This window comes from Serinicoccus marinus DSM 15273 (assembly GCF_008386315.1).
Classification (GTDB): Bacteria; Actinomycetota; Actinomycetes; order Actinomycetales; family Dermatophilaceae; genus Ornithinicoccus; species Ornithinicoccus marinus.
The window spans coordinates 2,438,077-2,454,136 of sequence record NZ_CP043808.1; the positions used below are offsets into that span (position 1 = coordinate 2,438,077).

The window sequence follows — 16,060 nt, forward strand, 5'->3', positions numbered from 1 at the left end:
CTCCACCGATTTCCGGTACATACCACCCTCTTGAGGTGTGCAGTGAAGCGCTCGGCCCCGCGTCCGGGACCGACAGCTTGCGTTCGACGTCAACGATAGGTCTCGTGCAACGCCTCCTCGATCTGAGACGGAGTCGGTGCACCGGCGTACCCGCGCTCAGTCGCGTAGACCCGGCACGCGAGCGAGCGAACCGGTTGCGTCGGAAACAGGTCGACGCCGTCGACGAGGATCGTGGGCGAGCCTCCGAATCGGGTGTTCGCCGCTTCGGTCTCGGTGTGGATCGTTACCAGCTCGATGGGCACTTCCGCGAGCTCGGCGGCATCCAGCGCGGCGCGCGCGTTTGCTTCGGCGATGGCCGTGTTCGGGCAGTCGACGATGTGCAGCAGTTCGACCTTCATACGATCTGCTCCTTCCGGGTCCGGGCCGCGCGCAAGCCATTGAGGATCACGATGACCTCCGCGATCTCGTGCACGAGCACCACGGCAGCGAGTCCCAGGACGCCGAAGAGGGCGAGCGGGAGCAGGGCGATGATGATCAGCAGCGACAGGATGATGTTCTGGTTGATGATGTGCCGTCCGCGCCGGGCATGGTCGAACGCGCGCGGCAGCAGCCGCAGGTCGTGCCCGGTGAACGCGACATCGGCCGACTCGATCGCGGCATCCGACCCGGTCGCGCCCATCGCGATCCCGATGTCCGCGGCGGCGAGGGCGGGGGCGTCGTTGATGCCGTCGCCGATCATCGCCACCGAACCATGCTGGCCGAGCTCAGCGATCGCAGCGGCCTTGTCCTCGGGGCGCAGCTCGGCGCGCACGTCCTCGATCCCGGCCTGCGCCGCGAGAGCGCGGGCGGTGCGGGCGTTGTCGCCGGTGAGCATCGTGACCCCGATGCACTGCGCGGCGAGCGTGCGGACGACCTCCGGGACCTCCAGGCGCAGCTCGTCGCGGACGCCGATCGCAGCGACCGGCTCGCCGTCGCGGTGCACGATGACGACCGTCATGCCCTGCTCCTCCAGCCCTGCGACCCGGTCGCCGAGCGTCCCGGCGTCCAGCCAGCGGGGGCTGCCGACCGTGATCCGCGCGCCGTCGAGCTTGCCCTCGATGCCGTGCCCGGCCTGCTCGGTCACGTCCTCGGCTACTGAGGCCCCCGGCGCGGCGGCGGTGATCGCGGCCGCGAGCGGGTGGGTGCTGTGTTGCTCCAGCGCGGCCGCCCACGCCAGCGCCTGCGCCTCGGTGGTCCCGTCGGCGGTGAGAACGGCGTTGACGACGGGCTCGTTTCGGGTGAGGGTGCCGGTCTTGTCGACGGCGACGTGGCGGATCACGCCGAAGCGCTCGAACGCGGCACCGGACTTGATGATCACGCCGAACTTGCTCGCCGAGCCGATCGCGGCGACCACGGTCAGCGGCACGGAGATCGCCAGCGCGCACGGCGACGCCGCCACGAGGACGACCAGGGCGCGAGTGACCCACAGCTCGGGGTCGCCGAACAGCGAACCGATCAGCGCCACCAGGACGGCGAGGACGAGCACACCAGGGACGAGGGGTCGGGCGATGCGGTCGGCGAGGCGGGCGCGGTCTCCCTTCTCGGCCTGCGCCTGCTCAACGAGCTCCACGATCGTGGTCAGCGAGTTGTCGGTGCCCGCCGCGGTCGTCTCGACTTCCAGCGCGCCGGCGGAGTTGATTGCACCGGCCGAGACTGCATCTCCCAGCTCGACCTCGACCGGGATCGACTCTCCAGTGATCGCAGACGTATCCAAACTCGAACGACCCGTGACCACGACGCCGTCGGTCGCGATCCGTTCGCCCGGCCGCACCAGCATCAGCTGGCCCACCTGGAGGTCTTTCGCGGCGACCTCGACCGACGCGCCGTCGCGGCGGATGGTCGCTGTCTCAGGGACGAGCTTGAGCAGCGCCCGGAGCCCGCCGCGGGCGCGGTCCATCGCCTTGTCCTCCAGCGCCTCAGCGATCGAGTACAGGAACGCCAGGGCCGCGGCCTCCTCGACGTAGCCGAGGATCACCGCGCCAATGGCGCTGATCGTCATCAGCAGGCTGATGCCGAGCTTGCGCTTGAACAGTTTGCGGATCGCGCCCGGGGTGAACGTCGACGCTCCCAGCAGCAGACCGAGCCAGAACAGCACCAGCGCCAGAATCTCGAGCCCGGACCACTCCAGGACGAGACCGGTCAGGAAAGCGACGCCGGAGAGGACCGGGACCATGATCCCGCGGTCCCGCCACCAGGGTCGCTCCTGCACCTCCTCAACTGCTTCGCCGACCGTGGTCTCGGGCTCGTCGCAGCCGCACGCCGCGCTCATGCGCCTGCCCCCGTCCCGCAGCAGCCCGGCACCGGGCACTGGTCATCAACGCATGGCGCGTGCTCGTCGACGGCCAGCGTCACATCCACGAGCGCCGTGAGCGCCGCAGCAAGGTGCGGGTCGGCGATCTCGTAGCGCGTCTGCCGTCCCTCGGGCTCGGCGGCCACGATGCCACAGTCGCGCAGACAGGTCAGGTGGTTCGACACGTTCGACCGGGTCAGCTCCAGCTCGCGCGACAGCACCGCCGGATAGCTCGGGCCGTCGAGCAGGGTCATCAGGATCCGGGATCGCGTCGGGTCCGCCATGGCTCGGCCGAGCCGGTGCATGACGTCGAGGCGTGAAGCAATGGTCAGCATGCACTGAACTGTACAGTGACTGCTGACCTATTTTGGTCATCGCATCGGCAGGTCAGACCACTCAATCGACGCCAGAGGTTATACGGCGAAACGAAATTCCACGACGTCCCCGTCGGCCATGACGTAGTCCTTTCCCTCCATGCGCACCTTGCCGGCCTCCTTGGCCTTCGCCATCGAGCCCAGCTCGTCGAGCGCCTCGAAGCTGACGATCTCCGCCTTGATGAAGCCGCGCTCGAAGTCGGTGTGGATGACGCCGGCGGCCTGCGGAGCGGTCGAGCCCTTGCGGATCGTCCACGCCCGCGACTCCTTGGGGCCTGCGGTGAGGTAGGTCTGCAGCCCGAGGGTGTCGAAACCGACTCGGGCCAGCTGGTCCAGCCCCGGCTCCTCGACGCCCACCGACTCCAGCAGCTCGGCGGCCTCTTCGTCGTCCAATTCGGCCAGGTCGGCCTCGAGCTTGGCGTTGAGGTAGATCGCCTCGGCCGGCGCGACCAGCTCGGCCAGCTCGGCGTGGAGCGCGTCGTCGGTGAGCCCGTCCTCGTCGAGGTTGAAGACGTAGAGGAACGGCTTGGTGGTCAGCAGACCGAGCTGCCGCGCGATGGCGACATCGACCCCCGCGGCCTCGCCACGGGCATAGAGGGTGTCGCCCGCCTCAAGCACCCGCTGCGCGGCGAGCGCGGTGTCGAGGACCTCCTTGTCGGTCCGCTTGCCCTTGACCTCCTTCTCCAGCCGCGGGATCGCGTTCTCCAGTGTCTGCAGGTCGGCGAGGATGAGCTCGGTGTTGATCGTCTCGATGTCGTCCCGCGGGCTGACCTTGCCGTCGACGTGCACGACGTCGTCGTCTCGGAAGGCGCGCACGACCTGGCAGATCGCGTCCGCCTCGCGGATGTTGGCGAGGAACTTGTTGCCCAGGCCCTCCCCCTCGCTCGCGCCGCGGACGATGCCCGCGATGTCGACGAAGCTGACCGTCGCGGGCAGCACCTTGGCGCTGGAGTGGATCTCCGCGAGACGGTCCAGCCGCCCATCCTTGAGCGGCACCACGCCGATGTTGGGCTCGATCGTCGCGAACGGGTAGTTCGCCGCGAGCACGGTGTTCTTGGTCAGCGCGTTGAAGAGCGTGGACTTGCCCACGTTGGGCAGGCCGACGATTCCGATGGTGAGTGCCACGGGGTCAGCAGTCTAGTGGTCCGCGGGGATGCGAAGATCGAGGTATGCGCTTCCTCTCGATCCAGAGCCACGTCGCCTACGGGCACGTCGGCAACTCGGCCGCCGTCTTCCCGCTGCAGCGCATCGGGCACGAGGTCTGGCCGGTGCTGACGGTGAACTTCTCCAACCACACCGGCTACGGCGAGTGGGGTGGCCCGCTCATCCCGGCCGACGACGTCCGCGCGGTCGTCTCTGGCATCGAGGACCGCGGCGTCCTGCCCACGGTCGACGGCGTGCTGTCGGGCTACCTCGGCGGCGAGGAGATCGTCGACGTCGTCGTCGATGCGGTCGGACGGGTCAAGGCCGCCAACGCCGAGGCGACCTACACCTGCGACCCGGTCATGGGCAACGCCACCTCCGGCTGTTTCGTCGCCGAGTCCATCCCGCCGCTCATCCGGGAGAAGGTCCTGCCGCACGCCGACATCATCACGCCCAACCAGTTCGAGCTGGGCTACATGACGCATACCGAGCCGGACACCCTGGAGTCGACGCTGGCCTCCGCCGACGCCGCCCGCGACCTCGGCCCGCGCACCGTGCTCGTCACCAGCGTGCTGCGGCCGGACCGGCAGGCCCAGCCGGACGGCGGCGAGACCATCGAGATGCTCGTGGTCGACGACGCCGGGGCCTGGATCGTCGCCACCCCGCGGCTGCCGATCAAGGCCAACGGCTCCGGCGACGTCACCAGCGCCCTGTTCACCGCGCACTACCGCGAGACCGGCTCGGCCGCGACGGCCCTGGAGCGCACCGCCTCCAGCGTCTTCGACCTGCTGCAGGCCACCCTCGACTCCGGCGAGCGCGAGCTGCGGCTGGTCCAGGCACAGGACGCCTTCGCCGAGCCGCGGATGCAGTTCAGCGCACGCCAGGTGAGCTGAGGGGTATACCGCCAGGGGTGCGGCGCACGAGCCCGACGACGCTCAGGCTCGTGGCGCGTGGACCCGCAGGCCCATCGTCTCCACAGCGCCCGCGAGGTGGCGGTCGTACGTGACCACCGCGTCCACGTCGAGCCGGATGGAGGCTGCCAGATGGAGTGCGTCCAGCGACCGCAGGTCAACGCCCGGCATCAGTCCGGCCTCGCGGAAGAGACTCGGTGGGAGGTCGTAGAGATCGACCCGCCCCAGGATGGCTGACACGTCCGCCTGCGGGAGATCGTGCCGGTTCGCGAATCGGCGCAGCTCGGTCTCGAGCAGGTGCGTCGACACCAGGGTGACGTCATCGCCGTCCGCCCAGGACGCCATGGAGGCACTCTCCGGCTCCTCCACCATGAGCTTCACCGCGGCCGAGGTGTCCAGGTAGTAGCGCGTCAACGCTCTCCCCGCAGGTCATCGAGCGTGGCGGCGGAAGGGGAGTTGATGCTGTGCCGCCTCAGCCCCGAGAAACCACCCCGAGCCACCGCCGGGCGAGAGAGCGGCAGGTCGGGGGTGGCCTGCGTCATCGGCACCAGCTGCGCAACTGGCTTGCCTCGGCTGGTCACCGTGTATGTCTCGCCGGCAGCGACGGCGTGCAGCACCTCCCCGCTGTGGTTGCGGAGGTCGCGGTGGCTCACTGTCGTGCCCATGCCCAGAAACGTAGCACGCGTAGCACACGGGTCCCGCGATCAGGATCAGGGGGCCGCACCACCCATTCCGCGATCCGCAGCGCGACGCCGGAGTCCGACATGACCTTGCCGAAGAGGGCGCCGAGCAGGAACAGCGGGAAGAAGCTCACGACGACGTTGCCCATGGCCGGCATGAAGACCTGGGTATAGGTCGCCAGGATCGGCGCGCCCGCGAAGATCACCGCGATGCTCGCCATGGTCGGGGCCAGGACGATGACGTTGAGGCCGCGGTAGGCCAGGACGATGAGCAGGGCCAGGGACAGCAGGATCCCGATCAGTCCGATCACGCGATCTCCTCCTCCAGGAGCGGCAGCAGCTGCCGCACGCCGCGCCCGCCGAGCATGACCGTGTAGTGGTTGACCCCCTCGACCGGGACCATGCGCAGCCGGGGCAGCCGGGAGGTCCAGTGCTCCCGGGCGGCGTCAGGGTAGAGCGGGGGCACCTCGTCCAGCAAGCCCCTGGGGGCGACCACCCAGGTCGCGGCGTGAGCCAGGCCGTCGAGCGCCTGCTCCACCGAGGCGCCGTCGACGAGCTCGCGGATGTCCTCGGCGAGCGCCTCCGGGCGCGTGGCGGGCGTGAGCGCGGGCTCCTCCCCCACGAGGTCGTAGTCGACATAGGCGGTGGTGAATTCGTCCCACCCCGGGCCCAGGGCAGGGTGCTCGCGCCAGAACTCATGGTATGCCTCACGGCTGGAGAAGGTCATCTGCAGCCGGTCCGCGGCCGGGCCGAGCACCGCGGCCGCCATGTCCTCCGGCGCGACGCCCGGGGGCGGGAGCAGGGGCATACCCCCGTCGACGAGGAGGAGGGAGCGGACGAGGTCGGGGTGCCGGTCGGCGAGCACGAGTGAGACGAAGGCGCCCATGGAGTGACCGACCGCGACCGCCTCGCGCACCCCGAGGTGGGCCAGCGCGGCGGCGACGTCGTCGGCGTGGCGCGGCATGCCGTAGGGCGCCGGCAGGTCGCGGGAGCGGCCACGGCCGCGCAGGTCGGGAGCGACCAGCCGGACGCCGGGCAGCGCCTGCGCCAGCGCGGCGAAGGAGACGTGCGAGGCGGTGATCCCGTGGACGAGCACGACGGTCGGGGCGTCGGCGTCCTCGCCCGCCTCGGGCTCCCAGACCCCGACGTGCAGGTCGCCGCCGTCGACCGGGACCTCGACGCTGCGGTAGCGCTCCCCTAGGACGGTCTCGACCGAGGACGGCAGGGGCGGTTCCGTGGGGCTCACTGGGCAGTCCACCCGCCGTCCATCGCGTAGGACGTGCCGGTCACCATGCCGGCGTCGTCGGAGGCGAGGAAGGACACCAGCGCGGCCACCTCGTCCGGCTCGATGAGCCGCTTCACCGCGGCGCGGGTGAGCATGATCTTCTCGACCACCTCGTCCTCCCCGATCCCGTGGGTCCTGGCCTGGTCGGCGATCTGCTTCTCCACCAGCGGGGTGCGGACGTAGCCGGGGTTGACGCAGTTGCTCGTCACGCCGTGGTCGGCGCCCTCGAGCGCGACGACCTTGGAGAACCCCTCAAGCCCGTGCTTGGCCGAGGACGTAGGCGACTTGAAGGCCGAAGCCCGCAGCCCGTGAGCCGAGGAGACGTTGACGATCCGGCCCCAACCCCGGGCATACATGTGCGGCAGCGCGGCGCGCGCCAGCAGGAACGGCGCCTCGAGCATGAGCCGGTGGATCAACCGGAAGTCGTCCGGCACGAACTCGTGCACCGGCGCCACCCGCTGCACCCCCGCGTTGTTGACCAGGACGTCGCAGTCGACGGTGGCGTCCTCCAGCGCCGCGGTGTCCGACAGGTCGACGGTCCACGCCTCTCCCCCGAGGTCGCCGGCCAGCGCCTGCGCGGCGTCGGCGTCGCGGTCGGCGACGACCACGCTCATCCCGTCGGCGGCGAGCCGGCGCGCGACGGCGGCGCCGATGCCGCTGGCCCCTCCGGTGACGATCGCCCTGCGTGTCATGTGCCCTCTCCTTCGTCCGTCGTGGTGGGTGCCAGCGCACCCTCGATGAGCAGCATGAGCTGCTCGAAGACCGGCTCGGGGATCTGCCCGCCCTGCTCCCAGAGCACCCAACGCATCCCGATGAGCTCGCCGGCGCCCATGAGCGCCCAGGCGGCGACGACGGGGTCGACGGCGCGGATCTGACCGCGTCCGATCGCGTCCTCCAGGCCCGCGGCATACCCCGAGCAGATGTCGTCGTAGTGCGTGCGCATGACCTCGGGCGAGACGAACTCGGCCTGCCGGATGATGCGGTAGAGCGCGGGGTGCTCGGCGGTGAAGGCGAAGAACGCGCGGAAGCCGTCGCGCTCGGCGGTGAGCCGGTCCGGCGCCGCCGAGGACGCCTCGCTCATCGCCTGCCGCACCCGGCGCGACAGGTGGAGCACGACCTCGTCGAAGATTTCCTTCTTGCCGGTGAAGTGCACGTAGAAGGTGCCGAGCGCGACCCCGGCGAGCTCCGTGATCCGCACGATCGAGGCGTCCGGGTAGCCGACGGTGGCGAAGACGTCCTCCGCCGCCTGCAGGAGCCGCGCCCGGGTGCGCGCACCGCGGGCGGTGCGCGGCGCGGGCCGGGCGACCGGGCCCTCCACGCTCATCGCTGCCCCTGCCGCTCGAGCAGCTGCAGCGCCAGGGCGCGCACGGCGGGCTGGTCGGTCTTGCCGATCCCGACCTGGGGTATGCCGGGGACGGCCAGGACCCGCTCGGGCACCTTGAAGCCGGCGAGCATCCCCCGGCAGTGCTCCAGGATGTCGTGCTCGTCGGTGGCCACCCCGGGCCGGAGCACCACGAGCGCGACCCCGACCTCGCCCCACCGCTCGTGCGGCACGCCGGCCACCGCGGCCTGCGCGACAGCCGGGTGCCGCCGCAGCACCGCCTCGACCTCGGCGGGCGCGACGTTCTCGCCACCGCTGATGTAGATGTTGCGCAGCCGGTCCACGATCCGCAGGTAGCCGTCCTCGTCACGGTCCGCGACGTCGCCGGTCCAGAGCCAGCCGTCGTGCAGCACCTGCGCCGTGGCCTCCTCATCGTGCAGGTAGCCGGTGAACAGCCCCGGGCCGCGGACCAACAGCTCGCCGGTCCCCGCTCCCTCGACGCGCTCCCCGGTGGCCGGGTCGGCCAGCGCCACCTCGACGTGCGGATAGGGCACGCCGGCCCAGCCCGCCCGGTCGGCGGCCTCGTGCGGGGGCAGGCAGAGCACGTTGGGCCCGGCCTCGGTGAGCCCGTAGCCCTGGGTCAGCGCCACCCCGCGGGCGTGGAAGGTCCGCAGCAGCGGCGGCGGCATCGGCGCCCCGCCGACCACGGCGCTGCGCAGGCTCGTCAGGTCGGCCGTCGCGAAGCCGGGGTGCTCGGCGAGCAGGAGGTACTGCGTCGGCACGCCCATCATCGTGCTCACCCGGCGCTCGCCCACCAGGCTCAGCACCCGGGCCGGGTCGAAGGTGCGCTCCAGCACCACGGTGGCCCCCGTCCACCACGCGAGCAGCGGCTGGATGTTCCACCCGCCGGCGTGGAACTGCGGCAGCACCGAGAGCACGACGTCGCGCTCGGTGAGCTCGAGCGTGCGCGAGAGCGACAGGTTGGTCCACCAGCAGGTGCGGTGCGAGAGCACCGCGGCCTTCGGGGCGCTGACGCTGCCGGAGGTGAAGACGACGAGCAGCGCGTCCTCGTCGTCGACCGGCTCGGGCCCGACGGCAGGACGGCCGGTCGCCGCGGCCAGGGCTCCCGGCCGCTCGATCTCCGTGAGGTATGCCGTGGGCACCGGGCAGGTGAGGCGCGCGGCCACCTCCCGGGCCAGGGCGCCGGTCTCCTCCTCGGTGACGAGCAGGGCCGGGTCCAGCAGCTGCACCTGGCGGACCAGCTCCGGCGGCGTGAGCCGCCACGAGAGCGGGCACAGGGCCGCGCCGACCCGGGCGCAGGCGAAGAAGAGGACCACCTGGTCGGCGCTGTTGCCGACCAGGGTGGCCACGCGCATACCCCTGCCGACGCCGGCACCGAGGAGCGCCTGGGCCGACCGGTCGACCCGGGCCTCCAGCTCGCCGTAGCGCAGCGCGACCCCGCGGTCGACCACTGCCGGGTGGTCCGGGGCGATGCGGGCACGGTCGGCCGGCCAGCGACCGAGCGTGTGCAGCCCGTCGGTCTGTGGGCCACCGGTCCCGGTGCTCATGGGCGGGCCGCCCCCGCACCCTCGTGCTGCGGCTCGCGCGCGTCGTCGTCCATCTGCTCCACCCTGTCAGCACCCGGCTCCGCGCCGCCACGCGACGGGCGGCGGCCCCGCAGCCGGGTCACGGTGCCCGCGATGCCGCCGGGCAGGAACATGACGACCAGCACGAAGAGCGTGCCGAGGATGAACATCGGCTCCGACAGCGGGATCCGCAGCACCGCGGGCAGGTCGTGCACCCACTCGGCCTGCGCCAGGACGGTGAGCCGCTGGTTGAGCAGGACGTAGAGCACGGCTCCGGTGACCGCGCCCCAGCGCGAGCCGACGCCGCCGATGACGACCATGAGCAGCAGCGAGATGGTGAACTCGGCGCTGACGATGGTGGGCACGGCGCCGGAGTTGAGCAGCAGGTGGACCATGCCCATCCCGATGGCGATGACCGAGGCCGCGACGAAGATGGCGAGCTTGACGACGAAGGGGCGCATCCCGAGGACGCGGACACGCAGCTCGTTCTCCCTTACCGCCTCGGCGACGTGACCGGCCCGGCTGCGCTGCACCCACGTGGTGAGCAGGAAGGCCAGCACGAGGGCCGCGAGCGCCAGCCAGTAGAGGTTGCGGGTGTTGGCGACCCCGATGAGCGCGTCCGGCACGTGCTCGGTCGGCAGCCGCAGCCCCTCCTCACCACCGGTGACCCGGCCCGGGTCGCGGCGGACCAGCACCGAGCCGGCCTGGGCGAAGGCGAGGGTGACCATCGCGAAGGGTATGCCGGTGACCCGCAGGCTGATCGCCCCGAGCAGGGTGGAGAAGACCACGCCGGCCACGAGCACGACGAGCGCCGAGGGCACCAGCCCCAGGTCGAGCTCGGACATGACGATGCCGAGCACGTAGGCGCCGAAGCCGAAGTAGAGCGCGTGCCCGAAGGACAGCAGCCCGGCCACCCCGAGGAGCAGGTGGTAGGACAGCGCCAGCGCGGCCATGACCATGGCGAGCGCCATCAGGTGCAGCGATCCGGGGGTGTAGGTCGGTCCCGGCAGCACCCCGGGCAGGTGCAGGTTGAGCAGCGGCAGGCAGGCCAGCAGCACGACCAGCGCCAGCGGCACGAGCCTGCCGAGCCACGAGCGGCGGGACGGCTGCGTCGTCGGGGTCGTCATGCGCGCCTCCCCATCAGGCCGGAGGGCCGGGTCAGCAGGACCACGGCGAGGAGCACGACGACGGCGAGGTCGCCGGTGCCCCAGAGGTAGTAGTTGGCGAACTGCTGCAGCAGCGCCACGAGCACGGAGGCGATCGCCGCCCCGGTGAGCGAGCCGAGCCCTCCGATGACCGTGACGATGAAGGCGAAGATGAGCAGCGTCTGACCGAGCAGCGGCGAGACGTAGCCGAAGTAGTGGCTCGCGAGGACGCCACCCAGCCCGGCCGCGATCCCGCCGATGGTGAAGACCAGGGTGAAGGCGGTCCGCACGTCGATGCCCAGCGCGGTGACCATGGCGCGGTTCTCCACCCCGGCGCGGATGATCATGCCGTAGCGGGTGCGCTGCAGGAAGAGCACCATGCCCAGCAGCACCAGGGCGGCGACCCCGATGGCGACGAAGCGGTCGTTGGGCACGTTGGCGCCGAGGATGTGGGTGGTCCGGCCCAGCCAGGCCGGTCCGGAGATGAACCGGGGGTCGGTGCCCCAGATCCCGTCGAAGAGCGCGACGGCGGCCAGGCCGAGACCGACGGTCACGAGCACCTGCTCGATGTGCCGCTCGTAGAGCCGTTGCACCAGCACCCGTTCGGTCAGCGCCGCGAAGACCGCGCCCGCGAGGGCACCGACGAGCAGCGAGACCGCGAAGCCGGTCTAGGTCGTGGCGCCCAGCCGGGTGGCCACCTCGAGCCCGAGGAAGGCACCCAGCGACAGGAAGACGCCGTGCGCGAAGTTGAGGACGTGCATGAGGCCGTAGATGAGGGACAGACCCGAGGCGACCAGGAAGTAGATCGCCCCCAGCCCGACCCCGGTGAACAGGAGCAGGACGACGGTGCTCACTCGCTGTGCTCCTCTCGGGTATGCCTGGCGCCGGCTTCGTCCCGGTCCTGGGCGTGCTCCTCGGCGGGATCGGACCCGCCCTCGCCGTGGACCCCCAGCAGCCGCTGGGTGAGGGCGTCGTCGGCGAGGAACTCCTGCGCGGGGCCGTGGTGGACGCTGCGGCCGTCGGTGAGGACGACCGCGTGGTGGGCGAGCTCGCGGACGACCTGGAGGTTCTGCTCGACCAGGAGGATGGGGGCGACCTGCGCCGCCCGGGCGAGCACCTGGCTCACCTCCTGCACCAGCTTGGGGGCGAGCCCCTTGGTCGGCTCGTCCACGAGGAGCACCTGGTTGTCGTTGAGCAGGGCCCGTGCGAGGGAGACCATCTGCTGCTGCCCGCCGGAGAGCGTCCCGGCGGCCTGGGCGCCGCGCTGCTTCAGCTCGGGGAAGAGGTCGTAGACGAGGTCGTAGCGGTGCTCGCCGCCGCGGCGCTCGGCCAGCCGCAGGTTGTCGGTCACGGTGAGGCCGGCGAAGACCTCGCGGTCCTCCGGCACGTAGCCGATCCCGAGCCGCACGATCTGGTGGGTGGGCAGGGGCACGAGGTCGGTGCCGGCGAGCTCGACCTCGCCCGCCCGGCCGATGAGGCCGAGGACGGCCTTGATCGTCGAGGTCTTCCCCACGCCGTTGCGCCCGAGGAGGGCGGTGACCCCGACCGGGGCGACGTCGAGGTCGACGTGCTCCACGACCTGCTGGCCGGCGACGTGGGCGGACAGCCCGCGCACGTGCAGGACCGGGTCGACGTCCTCGCTCCGGGCCGGTGCGTCGGTGAGGTCGCCGGTGGGCTGGGCGGGCGTCATACCGTCTCCCCCAGGTAAGCGCTCTGGACCGTCGGGTCGGCCATGACCGCCTCCGGGGTGTCCATCGCGAGCAGGTGGCCGAAGTGGAGCACGGCCACCCGTTCGACGAGGCCGAGCAGGACCTCCATGTGGTGCTCCACCATGAGCACGGTGCACCCGTGGTCGCGGTGCAGGCCGCGGATGACCTCGGTGAGACCCGGGACGTCGCCGGAGGCCACGCCCGCCATCGGCTCGTCCAGGAGCACGACCTCAGGGTCGGTCGCGAGCAGCATGGCGATCTCGAGCTTGCGCTTGTCGCCGTGCGGCAGGTCCCCGGCGCGGTGCTCCGCGCGGTGGGCCAGCCCGACCTCCTCGAGCAGCTCGCTCGCGCGGCGCGACGCCGCGTCGCCGCGCCGCGGGAAGGAGAAGAGCGAGATGGCTCGGCCCTCGGTGACCTGGGCGGCCAGCCGGGCGTTCTCGTGCACGGTGAGCCCGGGGAAGAGCGAGGACGTCTGGAAGGTGCGTCCGAGCCCGGCGTTGGCCCGTTGCGTGATGCTGGAGCGGGTGAGGTCCCGTCCACCGAGCAGCACCTGCCCCGAGGTGGGCGCGTGCACCCCTGAGACGAGGTTGAACAGCGTGGTCTTGCCGGCACCGTTCGGGCCGATGACGCCGACGATCTGGCCCCGCGGCACGGTGATGCTGATGTCCTCCAGGATCTGTGCCCCGCCGATGCGCAGCGAGAGATCCCGGACCTCCAGGGCGGGCGCGGGGGCGGAGCTCGCCGCCCCCGCGGCCCGGCCCTGGACCGGGCTGTCCTGCTCGGTCACTCGCCCGAGGCCTCCGGCGGCGCGACCTCGTCGGCGGCGACCGTGTCGATGACCTCGGGGACCCAGGCGTCGCCGTCCTGCACCAGGCTGGCGGTGAACATGTCCTGCACGAGGGCGTGGTCGCCCTCACGGACGGTCGTCGTGCCCTTGGGGCCCTCGAACTCCCAGCCCTCGAGCGCGTCGATCATGGCGGTGACGTCGTCCCCGCCCTCGGCGACGGCCTGCACGATCATCTGGCCGGCCACGAAGCCGTCGACGGTGAACAGGTCCGGCGTCCCTCCGGCCTCGGTGACCGAGTCCACGAGGGCCTGGTTGACCTCGTTGTCGGTCGCCTCGGGGAAGTAGTGCGAGAGGAAGGAGATCTGCTCGCCGGCGTCGCCGTAGGCGGCGAAGGTCGCCGAGTCGGCGAGCCCGGTGACGACCGGGGCGGCGTCGAAGACGTCCTGCTGGGTGAGGGACTGCCACATGTTGCCGGCGGTGGCACCCGCCCAGGCGACGAAGATCAGGTCGGGCTCCTCGTCGACCACCTGGCGGGCGAAGCCGGTGAACTCGGTGGCGTCCTCGGGCACCAGCACGCTGGCGACCTCGGCTCCCTCGGCGCCCAGCACTGCCTCGACGGCGGCGAGGTTGCCCTGGCCGAAGGCGTTGTCCTGGGCCAGGACGACCACCTTGCCGGAGCTGTCCTCGAGCATCGCGCCGGCGGTCGCGACGTCCTGGAAAGACTGCCGGCCGGAGCGGAAGGTGAACTCGTTGACGCCGGTGATCGCGTCGGTCGCGGCCGGACCGGAGATGTAGAGGATCTCGTTCTGCGCGGCCTGCTCGGCCATGGCGGTCGCGATGCCGGAGACGACCGTGCCGCCGAGGATCTGGTAGTCCTGACCGATGAGGTCCTTGGCCGCGGCGACGGCGGTGTCGGGGTTGCCGGCGTCGTCGCGGTACTCCACCTCGATCGTGGTGCCGTCGACCTCGCCGGTGCCGTCCGTGGCGTAGTCGATGCCGGCCTCCAGTCCCTGGCGGTACTGCTCGCCGTAGGCCGCCAAGGGGCCGGTCTCGGAGTAGATGATGCCGACCTGGGCGGTGCCGCCGCCCTCGGAGCCCTCGCCGCTCGCCCCGCTGTCGTCGCCACCCCCGTCCGTGCTCGACGGCGCGCAGGCCGAGAGGGTCAGCGCCGTGGTGGCGGTCAGGACGGTGAGCAGGCGGACGGGCCGTGCGGTCACGGGGACACTCCTTCGTGCGGTCGAACATGAAAGGTGATTCATGTTTCGCATCCGAAGGTAGATCTGGCCGTGCAGGGTGTCAACGTCGCCGCGACTCGTGTCCCCCGGTCGTGACCGGATCGTGACCGCGCACCACCTCCGCACACCCCTTCCCCTCCACCGCCCGACCGGACACCCCTTCTGTCCGCCCCCCATACCCGACCGGACACCCCTCATGTCGGCCTCTGGCACGACCGGACACCCGTCGTGACCGGCGGCACCCCAGGGTATGTCGGTGCCCGGTGCCAGGGTGAGGCCCATGAGCGAGGAACTCACGACCGGCGCGGTGCTGCCGCTGCTGCTGGCCCTGGCCGTCGGACTGGTGCTGGGCTGGCTGCTGGCCCGCAGCGGCGCGGCAGCGCGCTCGGCGAGGGCGCAGACCGAGGTGGCGCTGGCCCGCGCCTCTCGGGACCAGGCGCACGCGGAGGCCGCCGAGCTGCGGCTGGAGCTGGACGGCGTGTCCTCCCGCGAGGACCAGGACTCCCGCACCGCGGCCGAGCTCGCACCGCTGCGGGCGGCCCTGGACCGGGTCGAGCAGCAGGTGCGGACGCTGGAGCGCGACCGGGTGGAGCACTTCGGCCAGGTCGGCGAGCACCTGGACCAGGTCGCCACCCAGACGAGGGCACTGCGGGAGCAGACCGCCGCCCTCTCGGGCGCCTTGTCCGCGTCCGGGACCCGGGGCACCTGGGGCGAGGTGCAGCTGCGCCGGGTGATGGAGCATGCCGGCATGCTCGCGCGCTGCGACTTCGACGAGCAGGTGAGCGCGATCAGCCGGCACGATGCCCGGGTCCGGCCCGACGCCGTGGTCCGGCTGCCCGGAGACAAGGTCATCGTGGTGGACAGCAAGGCCCCGTTGTCCGCCTTCCTGCGCGCACAGGCCCCGGAGCGGTCCGGTGACGAGGTCGACGCGCTGCTGGGCGAGCACGCGGCGGCGCTGCGCACGCACGTCGACGGGCTGGCCGCGAAGGACTACTGGTCGGCCTTCGCCACCTCACCGGAGCTGGTCGTGTGCTTCGTGCCCAGCGACGCGGTGCTCGCCGCCGCCCTGCGGGCCGCCCCGGACCTCTACGACCACGCGCAGTCCCGCAAGGTCGTGCTGGCCTCTCCGGCGACGCTCTTGGCGGTGCTGCGGGCGACCGCCCTGGCCTGGCAGCAGGACGCCCTGGCCGGCAACGCCCGAGAGCTGCTCGCCCTGGGCAGCGAGCTGCACCAGCGGCTCGGCACGGTGGGGCGGCACACCCGGGCCATGGGGTCCGCGCTCCGGCGCTCGGTCGAGACCTACAACCAGCTCGTGGGCACGCTGGAGTCCCGGGTCATGGTCACCTCGCGGCGGATGAGCGAGCTCGGGCTCGCCGAGGCGGGCCCGGAGCCGTTGCCGGTCCTCGAGTCCGCCCCCCGACCCGTCGCCGAGGACTGGCTGGCCGTGGAGCTGGAGCAGGGCACGCCGAGCAGGTCGGAGGAGCAGGACGCGGCCGCGGCACGGGGCACGCGGCGCCGGGAGGTGGGCTGATCCGGCGACCGGGCCGACCCCCGG

The 16,060-nt window shown here is 71.9% G+C and carries 17 protein-coding genes and 1 pseudogene; 2 read left to right on the forward strand and 16 right to left on the reverse strand.

What is annotated here, in order from left to right; all coding sequences use genetic code 11:
• Positions 1-89: 89 nt before the first annotated feature.
• The 4 genes from FU792_RS11585 to ychF form a co-directional block, all read right to left on the reverse strand.
• Positions 90-398, reverse strand: coding sequence for a hypothetical protein (locus FU792_RS11585; RefSeq protein WP_012397801.1), 309 nt, complete (start codon positions 396-398; stop codon positions 90-92).
• Positions 395-2,308, reverse strand: coding sequence for a heavy metal translocating P-type ATPase (locus FU792_RS11590; protein WP_052327915.1), 1,914 nt, complete (start codon positions 2,306-2,308; stop codon positions 395-397). Before FU792_RS11590 ends, FU792_RS11585 begins: the two co-directional genes overlap by 4 nt.
• The gene (gene cmtR / locus FU792_RS11595) at positions 2,305-2,664 is read right to left on the reverse strand and encodes a Cd(II)/Pb(II)-sensing metalloregulatory transcriptional regulator CmtR (RefSeq protein ID WP_012397799.1); all 360 of its coding nucleotides are present in this window, start codon (positions 2,662-2,664) and stop codon (positions 2,305-2,307) included. Before cmtR ends, FU792_RS11590 begins: the two co-directional genes overlap by 4 nt.
• Before the next feature lie 78 nt (positions 2,665-2,742).
• Entirely contained in the window at positions 2,743-3,828 is a 1,086-nt protein-coding gene (ychF, locus tag FU792_RS11600; protein ID WP_022926219.1) for a redox-regulated ATPase YchF, read from the reverse strand.
• A 44-nt stretch (positions 3,829-3,872) separates the two neighbouring features.
• On the opposite strand from ychF, the gene pdxY reads away from it, so the two are divergent.
• A complete protein-coding gene (gene pdxY / locus FU792_RS11605; RefSeq protein ID WP_022926220.1) occupies positions 3,873-4,739 on the forward strand; it encodes a pyridoxal kinase PdxY in 867 nt (288 codons plus the stop codon).
• Positions 4,740-4,781: 42 nt separating this feature from the next.
• Here pdxY and FU792_RS11610 read toward each other — a convergent pair whose 3' ends face one another.
• From FU792_RS11610 to FU792_RS11665, 12 genes and pseudogenes are all read right to left on the reverse strand, one after another.
• Positions 4,782-5,171 carry a type II toxin-antitoxin system VapC family toxin gene (locus FU792_RS11610; protein ID WP_022926221.1) on the reverse strand — a complete coding sequence of 130 codons (390 nt, stop codon included), beginning with the start codon at positions 5,169-5,171 and terminating at the stop codon, positions 4,782-4,784.
• Positions 5,168-5,422: a type II toxin-antitoxin system Phd/YefM family antitoxin gene (locus FU792_RS11615; protein ID WP_022926222.1), complete on the reverse strand. Its 255-nt coding sequence runs from the start codon at positions 5,420-5,422 to the stop codon at positions 5,168-5,170. Before FU792_RS11615 ends, FU792_RS11610 begins: the two co-directional genes overlap by 4 nt.
• Positions 5,407-5,748 carry a GntT/GntP/DsdX family permease gene (locus FU792_RS11620; protein WP_022926223.1) on the reverse strand — a complete coding sequence of 114 codons (342 nt, stop codon included), beginning with the start codon at positions 5,746-5,748 and terminating at the stop codon, positions 5,407-5,409. The genes FU792_RS11615 and FU792_RS11620 overlap by 16 nt, the downstream gene beginning before the upstream one ends.
• Positions 5,745-6,683: an alpha/beta fold hydrolase gene (locus tag FU792_RS11625; protein WP_022926224.1), complete on the reverse strand. Its 939-nt coding sequence runs from the start codon at positions 6,681-6,683 to the stop codon at positions 5,745-5,747. Before FU792_RS11625 ends, FU792_RS11620 begins: the two co-directional genes overlap by 4 nt.
• Positions 6,680-7,414 carry a 3-hydroxybutyrate dehydrogenase gene (locus FU792_RS11630; RefSeq protein WP_149814781.1) on the reverse strand — a complete coding sequence of 245 codons (735 nt, stop codon included), beginning with the start codon at positions 7,412-7,414 and terminating at the stop codon, positions 6,680-6,682. Before FU792_RS11630 ends, FU792_RS11625 begins: the two co-directional genes overlap by 4 nt.
• Positions 7,411-8,046 (reverse strand): TetR/AcrR family transcriptional regulator, encoded by a 636-nt coding sequence (locus FU792_RS11635; protein WP_022926226.1) that lies wholly within the window; start codon positions 8,044-8,046, stop codon positions 7,411-7,413. The genes FU792_RS11630 and FU792_RS11635 overlap by 4 nt, the downstream gene beginning before the upstream one ends.
• The gene (locus FU792_RS11640) at positions 8,043-9,611 is read right to left on the reverse strand and encodes a class I adenylate-forming enzyme family protein (RefSeq protein WP_022926227.1); all 1,569 of its coding nucleotides are present in this window, start codon (positions 9,609-9,611) and stop codon (positions 8,043-8,045) included. Before FU792_RS11640 ends, FU792_RS11635 begins: the two co-directional genes overlap by 4 nt.
• The gene (locus FU792_RS11645) at positions 9,608-10,756 is read right to left on the reverse strand and encodes a branched-chain amino acid ABC transporter permease (protein ID WP_022926228.1); all 1,149 of its coding nucleotides are present in this window, start codon (positions 10,754-10,756) and stop codon (positions 9,608-9,610) included. The genes FU792_RS11640 and FU792_RS11645 overlap by 4 nt, the downstream gene beginning before the upstream one ends.
• Positions 10,753-11,628 (reverse strand): annotated as a pseudogene (locus FU792_RS11650) (branched-chain amino acid ABC transporter permease). Before FU792_RS11650 ends, FU792_RS11645 begins: the two are co-directional and overlap by 4 nt.
• Positions 11,625-12,464 (reverse strand): ABC transporter ATP-binding protein, encoded by an 840-nt coding sequence (locus FU792_RS11655; RefSeq protein WP_022926230.1) that lies wholly within the window; start codon positions 12,462-12,464, stop codon positions 11,625-11,627. The pseudogene FU792_RS11650 and the gene FU792_RS11655 overlap by 4 nt, the downstream one beginning before the upstream one ends.
• Positions 12,461-13,270 carry an ABC transporter ATP-binding protein gene (locus FU792_RS11660; RefSeq protein ID WP_022926231.1) on the reverse strand — a complete coding sequence of 270 codons (810 nt, stop codon included), beginning with the start codon at positions 13,268-13,270 and terminating at the stop codon, positions 12,461-12,463. Before FU792_RS11660 ends, FU792_RS11655 begins: the two co-directional genes overlap by 4 nt.
• The gene (locus FU792_RS11665) at positions 13,267-14,487 is read right to left on the reverse strand and encodes a substrate-binding domain-containing protein (protein WP_022926232.1); all 1,221 of its coding nucleotides are present in this window, start codon (positions 14,485-14,487) and stop codon (positions 13,267-13,269) included. Before FU792_RS11665 ends, FU792_RS11660 begins: the two co-directional genes overlap by 4 nt.
• Positions 14,488-14,785: 298 nt before the next feature.
• Here FU792_RS11665 and FU792_RS11670 point away from each other — a divergent pair, with 298 nt between their 5' ends.
• Positions 14,786-16,036: a DNA recombination protein RmuC gene (locus FU792_RS11670; protein ID WP_022926233.1), complete on the forward strand. Its 1,251-nt coding sequence runs from the start codon at positions 14,786-14,788 to the stop codon at positions 16,034-16,036.
• The last annotated feature ends 24 nt before the right edge of the window (positions 16,037-16,060 follow it).